Origin of the sequence: Deinococcus marmoris (genome assembly GCF_001949125.1) — a bacterium.
Classification (GTDB): domain Bacteria; phylum Deinococcota; class Deinococci; order Deinococcales; family Deinococcaceae; genus Deinococcus; species Deinococcus marmoris_A.
Genome location: NZ_MSTI01000073.1, coordinates 1 through 8,256 on the forward strand (window position 1 = coordinate 1; position 8,256 = coordinate 8,256).

An 8,256-nucleotide genomic window follows, 5' to 3' on the forward strand; every position below is an offset into this window, starting at 1 on the left:
CGTACAGGCTGAGAAAACCCTGTGTTTGTTGGCGTGAGCTGAATCCCCGCTGTTGCCGAACACGGCGCTGTGTGGGGCGGTGAGACTGCTCGTCCAGATTGTTACAACGGGCGGTAGGCACGACCTGAACGTACTCCATATTGTGGAGTACGGAAAGTTCCCGAAGCGCTACACCGTAACTCCACAGTTTGTCCGTACGGACGGCCTCTGGCACGTCAAATTTACCTGGCGGGTCACTTGTTACAGGCGTAAGCTTTTAGGATGGTGCGATTCCAGAAGAACCCCTTGCGAGCGTTTACGATGGATGAGCAGATGCGTCTGGAACAGCTTGTGTGATCTTTCCAAACAGCAATGGTTGTGGTTGCCTGGGCGAAAACGTTGCTGGCGGTAAACTACAACTGGCGTTAAACAACAAAGATTTTATAATCCACCACTTCACTTCCCCAGCCTTCGCATAGGCCAAAGCATGGAGAAAATGCAGAAAATAGTGCCCCAGACAAAGAAGAAGAGAAGATATCCATCATCTTCACTTGTTCTCTAACGCCAGTTACTCTATCCTCAACCATGACCAGTCCCGCCGACGAACGCGCCCGCAAAATCGTTCAGGCCTTACAGCACCCAGACCTTGACGCCCTGATGCCCCTCATGGCTGGGGTCTGGCCCACCTCCAACACCCAGGTCCACTCGCTCCTGCGACACATCTTTACCCAAGCTGGGGAAGAGCAGATCAACCTCCTACATCCTCCAGAAGACTTTCATGCCTGGCTGCTCGCTGCGGCCCAGCGCAATGTCGGCCCAGCGCCCGCCAGTTCAAACACCGTCCGCCTGCGCCTGGCCCTGCTCTCTAAGCTGTACACCGCGCTGCAGGACCAAGGGTTGCTGCTCATCCATCCGCTCCGTGGTCTCCAGAGACCGCCCAACGAACGTCTGAGCACACCGCTCCTGCCAAAAGCCGATCTGAAAAGGCTGCACCTTCAGGCCCAGTCCGACGCCGTCCTGTACGCTGCCCTGATCCTGATTGACCAACACGCCTACCGGGTTAAGGACCTGCTGAATCTGCACTGGCAGGACTTTGATCTCGCCACCGGCAGCACCCTGCGCCCCCACGCTGTGACCCGCCTCAGCGACGTGGCCCTGACCGCCCTGAAGCCCCTGCTCTTGGCGGCTGGAGGTGAACTCTACGCCGCCGGGCGGGTCCTGCCCTACGCCGGTGACCGGGAGCTACGTGGGGCACTGTTCCAGGCGTGCAAGGCCGCGAACGTGCCGTATACGCCGCCCGGAGAGTTGCGCAAGATTTCCCTGCGCGATTACCGCCACACGCCGCAGAGCGCGGGGTTCAGTGCAGACGACGCCCGCAAGTTTGCCCAGGCCACGGCACTGGCGCGGGGCGTGGCGGAAGCGCTAAAAGAGGGGTAAAACGGCCCAGGCAGCACCCTGTCACTCAATGTCAGCCGATTAAGAAGCGTTCCTCGCCCAGCTTGACGGTCACCTCAAAGTCGCCGCCCAGCGCCTGGCACAAAGGTCTTCGCTGCTCACCACCCGGCGTTCAAGTCCAGGGCCGCTCATGGACGCCCAAGCATGCAGGGCCTGCCCGACACCTAATCACAGCGTTACAGGGGTCCGCGCCCGTCCTTCCCAGCTGACACTGCTGCCGAACGGTGCGGACCTGACGGACATTCAGACCCGACTGCGCAGCCACCTGCCTGTCGGTGGCCCCGGCCTCGATCAGCCGCGCAGCGTGGATGCACCGTCACTGGCTGTCATATGGGGAGTGCATGCACGGCCTGGCGCGGACGGGTCCGGTTGTCGCGCCCACTGGAAGTGGGCGTCGCCCGGCGCTGAGGGCAAGGAGGCGCTCCAGTACCTCCCCGCACAAGCACCAGCCGCCGCCCACCGGACCACCGTGTCCAGGCCCAGCGCTACGGCCAGCTCCGTGCAGATCTCATGGTCCACTGTGTCCACGCCCATCTGCCCGGCGAAGACTGGCAACCCATTCCAGACGGCATTTGGCTCGCGGCCACTATCATGGTCCACCACGATCACGCTCAACCCGTGCTCGCTGCTGGTCACGTCGGTCACGATGCAGCTCCTGATTTCAACGACGATGACGGGGAATTCAGAAGTGTTCATGGGGGTCACGCTCCTATGGGGAGAAATGGTGGACTGAGAGCCCAGCGCCTGCTTTGAACTGCCGCCTCTCCGGGGGCCTGCACCGGTGAAGATGGTTTGCCCCCGGCAGGTTTCGGCCGACACACCGTCAGGGGGCAAGAAGAACGGGGGCCAAACAGCCCCCGTTCTTCGCTCAGGCCCGGCAGCGCTTGAGTACCGGGCGTCCATGAAAAAAGGAAACTCCTTACAGGGTTTCCTCAGTCTCCGCACCGGTGTTCAGGGCGGCCCAGAGCGCATCATCCCGCTCAGTCCACCCGTTTACCCTGCCGGTAGTTGACGACGATGTTCGCGGCGCTGCGGGCCAGGTCTTCAGGGGTGCCGTTTGCCATGAAGGAGCGTTTGGCCTGCTCAAAGGCCGCGTCGTCTGTGGCGTCCGGTTGCCCTGGCCGCCCGTCAAACTGTGGCCGGGTGAGCGGTTCGCCCGGCGTGACCTCGTAGCGGTCCGGGTCCAGGTGCCGGACCGTGCCGAGGCCGAGCAGCTTCAGGCTGCCGCTGCGCTCCAGGTCATACAGGTAACCGTCGGCGGTGACCCGCGCTGAGTTGGTGGACATGCCCGACTCTATGAGCAGGTGGTGGATGGCGCGGTGCACCTGGTCACGGGTCTGGATGGAGGTCTGGGTGGACGGGGCAGTCATGGGGAACTCCTTTTCAGGCCAAGCAGGGCCCGCAGGTGTGGCACCAGTGTAACGAATTCGGCTTCAGGCCATTGCTGCGTCAACACACCATTGATGTGCTGATCACGGTCATTGAGGGCGGCGCGCTCACCCAGAGTGCCCCCCACATGAATCACCCACTGGGCAAAGGCGCGGGCAAAGAGTTCCGGGAGTTCCAGCAGGTACGCGGCGAAGGTGGCGGTGTCGGTGGTGCCGTCGCGCTGTGAGCGCAGCGCCATCACCGTCGCCGTGGCACCCACCGCCGCGTTCCAGGCCGCCCAGGGCCGCTCCAGTCCGCCGCGAACGCTGGCGTACTCCACACCCTCCCCCAGCACCAGGAAGTCCAGGGCGTGGCCGATCTCGTGCAGCGCTGTCAGCGCGGGACGCCGCGCACGGTCCATGACCCGCGCCCCGGCCCACAGGGCGTCCGGGTCAAACAACCCCTGGAGCCCCCGGTCGCTGGGTTCCGTGCGGACCCCCATGGGCAGGATGTATGCGGGAACAGGAACCTGCGCGGCCCGCAACAACTCCAGGGCGCGCGTGAGTTCAGGCAGGTGGGGATGCCGGGGCGGCACACACAGCGGGAACAGGTGATCGGCCCCTTTCATGCCGGGGGGGTCACCCGTTCCACTTCCAGACTCAGCGTATGCGCGCCCGTGTGTTTGCCCCCGGCCCGCAGGATAAAGTTCAGCTTGCCCTCGCGGCTCACTTCAAACTTGAACTCGGTGGTGGCGACAGCCTCAAAGTCCAGGTCCAGTCCGTCCATGGCTTCCAGGCTCTCCTGGATCACCTTCAGGGCCTCCTGAAGGCGCTCGGCCAGCGGTCCGGCGTCGGCAGCGGCCCGGCGGCGGGTGAAGCTGAAGGTCAGACGCTGAGTTTGCACGTCCGTCAGGTCCGCGCCCGCCAGGTCCTTAGGGATGAAGAAGGCGGGGATGGCCGGAAGGCCGATTCCGACGCTGCGGCTGCGGACCACGGTGAGGTCCAGCATGGCTTTGCGGACGCGCAGGTCCGTACCGCTCTCCGCGCGCCGCATCAGGTCACGCAGGTCCGCGAGCAGGCTGTTCACAGAGATGAAATCGTCAGGGTGAGTCATGATGCCTCCAGGATGACAGGGTTCAGAAAGTGAAGTTCTGGGGCGGCGGGCATGGTCTGCTTCTGCGACTGGGCCATGCCTGCCACCTCTCCCGGAGTGAAACGGCGGGTGAGCGCGTCTCGCCCTCCCCACCAGAACAGCAGGTCGTCCGCAGCGCTGGACCCGCCCGGTTGGGGCGCAGGCGGTTGAGGTGCGTCTGGACCAGGTTGTGGCGTTTGAAGGCGTTGACGGTGAGTTCCCCCCGGAAGGCGGTGAGGATCTGACGGCCAAAGGCGTGAAAGCTGTGGGTGGGGATGTCGCAGGGCAGCTGCGTCTTGAGCACGCGGGCGATCTTCAGTGCTGAAGGCGGATGCGCCCATGCTGCTCCTTTCCCTGGCACTAGCACATGCAAAAGCATGGAGAAGGAAACAAGGCAAAAAGTCGATGGGAAAGGCTGGGAAGAAGGCAGAAAAAACACAAGCATGAAGTCAATTCATGTCTATTAACACCAGTTCACTCTAGGCAGCTCGCAACGCCTGATCCCGTAGCAGCCGTTCTAAAGTCACGCTCAGGCTCTGCCTTGCCGCCGTATCGGGCAGGCCATCCTCGCCAATCTCGCAGCAGAAGGGAACCACCGTCACGTCTAGCGCCGCACGGAGCGCCCCGGTGACATTCATCCCGGCGGCTATCAGCGCCGCAACTTCCGCGAGGTAATTCAACGTGACCCCGGTGTTGATCGGCTCAGCCAGACTCTGACCCTGTTCGGCGGTCATGCCCCGGCTGGTGACTTCCAACGCGTAGGCCACCCACGCAGCCTGCGGCCCGGCTACCCGCTCGTAGGCGGGCATGATCTGGGCCCCCGTTAAGGGCGAGACAAACAGTGTGAGTTCAAAACGCCGCAGCAGCGCCGGATCGAGGTGTCCAGCCTGCACGTAGCGCCCGCCCATGTTGGTGGTACAGACCACGCTCAGCAGTGAGACCGGGGCACACAGCACCTCGTTGCCCCCGCCCGTTCCCGCATTTGCACCGGGGAGGTCCAGGGTGTAGTAGCGCCCGTCTGGCACATCGCGGCCCAGCACAGCCCTCACTTCGGCGGCGCTCAGCTCGTCGAGGGCCCCCACCAGCAGGTTGCGGTGGTACGGATCGAGGCGCATCAGCTCGTCGATCAACAGGACCGTGCGCTCTCCGTTCTGCGCGCTTCTCAGGGCGCGGGCCAGCGGGCCATCAAGCCAGCGCGGCCCACTGGGCGTGGGGGCCACCCCCCCGATCATGTCACGGTCTTCCAGACCGGGCCGCCCGGAGACCTTACACAGCCGCGCGCCCAGCGCCAACGCCACCCGCTTGCCCAACTCGGTCTTGCCGCAGCCGGTGGGGCCGATCAGCAACGCCCGCACCCCATATGCCGCGCGGCGCATCAGCCGGGCCTCGTCCCCCAGATCGGCGGCTCCCACAGTCTGCGCGGCCTGTCCATAGAGCAGCGGCGTGTGCGGGTACTCGGCACTGTCTGTGGGCAATCTGCCGCTGTCGGCGCGGGGCAAGCCCTGCGTCTTGAGCAAAAAATACAGCGTGTCCACCACGGCGTACATGGCATTCTTGATGACGTCGCGGTTGCTCAGCCGAGCCAGGGCGGCCTCGGGCACCGGCCAGCTTGCGCCGCCATCCTCCAGAGCTGTAAGCAGCGCCGCCCAGCGCGTTCGCAGTTCATGGTGTGTGCCCAGCAGCGCGGCCTCGGCGATCAGCAGTACATACGGGCGCACCGCAGTGCCAGAGCCGTTCCAGACGGACCCCGCTTCGGCGCAGGTGCTTGATGCCAGTGACCCGCCACTGAGCCTGACGGTCACCGTGGGGCCGTCACGCCGCGCCTTCGCCTCACCGCTCAAGCATAGACAGGCGGCCTGGAGAGCGCTCCACGACACCGCCCGCACGCTGGGGCGGGGATCGAGGGCACTAAAGGCCTCTCTCGGAACCGTGGCCCGGCCCCGCATGCCGATGCCAGGGAAACGATCACACCCGGTTTTAAAGCCTGCACTCAGATCAATCATGAACTTCATGTGGCCCGCGAAAAGCGGGCCAGAGTTGAGGAGATCAAAGCACCCGGCATTCGAAGTACAGGGGTTTAGGAAGCGACTGCGATTCGGCAAAAACGCCACACCATTTCACTTTCAGGCGCGTTAAGGTGGGGCAGTTTCCCAGCCTCCAGCAACCCAAAAGCGGGGTGCCCCTCTCCCCCGCCAATCTTCAAGATAATTGGTATTATCTTGAAGATATGAACACCCTTCTCGAAGCCGCGAACCCCTCTCCAGGAGCCGCAAGAACAACCCTCGTCCGGTCCAGCGGCCCACAGTCCTGGCGCGACAAACCCGACGACGCCCTGCGCCGCGACGCCCTGCGCCTGCTCGGACAACTGCGCGAGAACGCCGCAGCCGCCCGCCCGGTCTGGGAAAACTTTTTCGACGCAGCCCTGGGCGATTCGGTGGGCAGCCCCCACACCCGGCGCAGTTACCAGCAGGGCGCGTGGACCTTTCTTCAGTGGGCGCTGTCCGGTGAAGGCGGCGTGGACCTGCTGCGCCCGGCCCGCCGCGACGGTCAGCGCTATCTGGGCTGGCTGCGAAGCCACCGCCCCGGCCAGCCGTACCGCCCGGCCACGTTGCAGGTGCGGATCGTCGCGGCCCGCGCCGTGATGTCGGCCCTGCGCTGGGCCGGACTGGGTGAGGCCCGTGACCCCTTCGGGGGCGTGCGCGTGCGGGCCGACGCCACGCCCAGCATCGTGAGCCGCCCGCCGTACGGTGACCCGGAACTGGCCGCCCTGCGGACCCTCGCCGAATCGCTGGACCCCGAGGACCGACGGCTGTGGGTGCTGACCCTGCTGTGCCTGCACGCCGGACTGCGGGTGGCCGAGGCACTGGCACTGACCCCGGACCAGATCGAGGGCGGCGGACGCTTCCTGCGGCTGACCGGCAAGGGCAGCAAGATGCGCCAGGTGCCGCTCAGTCAGCAGCTCATCACCGAACTCTCCATGCTCAGCGCGCCGGACGGGCGGTACTTCGGGTGGTCCTACAACGACGTGACGTACCGCATGAAGGGGGTCATGGCGAACAGCGGGCTGATCTGGCGCGGCTTTCACGGACTGCGGAAAGCCTGCGCCACCCGGCTGTATGAGGCCACGGGCGATTTCACGCGGGTCGGCCTGTTCCTGGGACACGCCAGCGCGGACACCACCCGGCGCTACGTCGCGGTGCGGGCCGATGACCTGAGCCGATATGTGGACGGCTGGACCGAGAACACGTACTGAGTGTGGTGCACAGTGACCTACCAACGGATGAATCCGTTGGCTTCTCAGACAACGCTTGCGTTGACTACCGCTACGCCTAAGCCTGATGGGACGGCCCGCCCCAGGATGTTCCGCGCTGCATTCAGGTCTGCATTCTCCTGATGACCGCAGGCGACACACCAAAACCGCGATTGACTGACCCGATTTGCCTTGCACGTATGCCCACATTGGTTGCAGGCTTGCGAGGTATAGCGGGGGTCTACGGCGACAACCTTTCGAGCGGCCCATACTGCCTTCTGCGACAGGAAAGAAAAGAACTGACCCCAGCCGACATCGTGGATAGACCGGGCCAGATTGCCCCGCCCCATGCCCTGATATTGCAAGGGGTTAGTGGAGGATCAGTTCGGTCTGGCCCGGTGTTCTTCAAATCGAGTGGGTGAGCGATACCCCCGGTTGGAATGGCGCCGCTCGCGGTTGTAGAACACCCGGGTCCACTCGAAGACCAAATTGCGCGTGTCAGTGCGGTTCCCCTGTGCCTTGTGGAGATCCAGTTCCACCTTGAGGGTGGCGAAGAAGCTCTCCATCGCGGCGTTGTCCCAGCATTCTCCCGTTCTGCTCAGGCTCTGGAGCGCCTCCAGGCGCTCCAGAGCCTGTCGATACTCGCTGCTGGCGTATTGAACCCCCTGGTCGGAGTGGTGGAGGATCCCCTGTCCTGGGCGTCGGAGTCGCTGGGCCATCGTAAGTGCGGCCACGACCAGCTCGGTGTGGAGCGTCTTGCGCATCGCCCAACCGACAATCTTCCTGGAGAAAAGGTCCATGACCACCGCCAGGTACATCCAGCCCTCCTGGGTCGGCAAATAGGTAATGTCTGTCACCCACTTCTGGTTGGGCCGGTCCGCAGTGAACTCACGGTTGAGGAGATTTTCGGCCACTGGATGGCGGTGCTTGGAATTTGTCGTCGAGCGGAATTTCCGTTTGCAGCGCACCCTGAGACCTGCCGCCTTCATCAGCCGGGTGATCCGCGCCCGACTGACCTGCAACCCCTCGTCTGCCAGGACTGCCTGGACGCGGGGGGCACCATAGGTGCCCCG

10 protein-coding genes are annotated in these 8,256 nt (G+C 64.3%); 2 read left to right on the top strand and 8 right to left on the bottom strand.

What is annotated here, in order from left to right; translation table 11 throughout:
- The coding region (locus BOO71_RS26980) for a DDE-type integrase/transposase/recombinase (protein ID WP_139322901.1) at positions 1–214 on the bottom strand (214 nt) is incomplete at its 3' end.
- A gap of 350 nt (positions 215–564) precedes the next feature.
- On the opposite strand from BOO71_RS26980, the gene BOO71_RS11150 reads away from it, so the two are divergent.
- A complete protein-coding gene (locus BOO71_RS11150) occupies positions 565–1,416 on the top strand; it encodes a tyrosine-type recombinase/integrase (RefSeq protein WP_075832317.1) in 852 nt (283 codons plus the stop codon).
- Between the two features lie 309 nt (positions 1,417–1,725).
- Here the strand turns inward: BOO71_RS11150 and BOO71_RS11155 are convergent, their stop codons facing one another.
- The 5 genes from BOO71_RS11155 to BOO71_RS11175 all read right to left on the bottom strand — a co-directional run bounded on the left by BOO71_RS11155 (position 1,726) and on the right by BOO71_RS11175 (position 5,945).
- Positions 1,726–2,130, bottom strand: a complete 405-nt coding sequence (locus BOO71_RS11155) for a hypothetical protein (RefSeq protein WP_075832319.1) — start codon at positions 2,128–2,130, stop codon at positions 1,726–1,728.
- Between the two features lie 284 nt (positions 2,131–2,414).
- Positions 2,415–2,804 (bottom strand): hypothetical protein, encoded by a 390-nt coding sequence (locus BOO71_RS11160; RefSeq protein ID WP_075832321.1) that lies wholly within the window; start codon positions 2,802–2,804, stop codon positions 2,415–2,417.
- Entirely contained in the window at positions 2,801–3,430 is a 630-nt protein-coding gene (locus BOO71_RS11165) for a hypothetical protein (RefSeq protein WP_075832323.1), read from the bottom strand. Before BOO71_RS11165 ends, BOO71_RS11160 begins: the two co-directional genes overlap by 4 nt.
- Entirely contained in the window at positions 3,427–3,915 is a 489-nt protein-coding gene (locus BOO71_RS11170) for a hypothetical protein (RefSeq protein ID WP_075832325.1), read from the bottom strand. The genes BOO71_RS11165 and BOO71_RS11170 overlap by 4 nt, the downstream gene beginning before the upstream one ends.
- 497 nt (positions 3,916–4,412) lie before the next feature.
- Complete coding sequence (locus BOO71_RS11175) at positions 4,413–5,945, bottom strand: AAA family ATPase (protein ID WP_254843130.1); 1,533 nt, start codon at positions 5,943–5,945, stop codon at positions 4,413–4,415.
- Between the two features lie 215 nt (positions 5,946–6,160).
- Here BOO71_RS11175 and BOO71_RS11180 point away from each other — a divergent pair, with 215 nt between their 5' ends.
- A complete protein-coding gene (locus tag BOO71_RS11180) occupies positions 6,161–7,186 on the top strand; it encodes a tyrosine-type recombinase/integrase (protein WP_075832329.1) in 1,026 nt (341 codons plus the stop codon).
- Positions 7,187–7,230: 44 nt separating this feature from the next.
- Here BOO71_RS11180 and BOO71_RS11185 read toward each other — a convergent pair whose 3' ends face one another.
- Entirely contained in the window at positions 7,231–7,533 is a 303-nt protein-coding gene (locus tag BOO71_RS11185; RefSeq protein ID WP_254843131.1) for an RNA-guided endonuclease InsQ/TnpB family protein, read from the bottom strand.
- 30 nt (positions 7,534–7,563) lie between these two features.
- A partial coding sequence (locus BOO71_RS11190) for an IS3 family transposase (RefSeq protein ID WP_075832331.1) occupies positions 7,564–8,256 on the bottom strand: 693 nt, incomplete at its 5' end.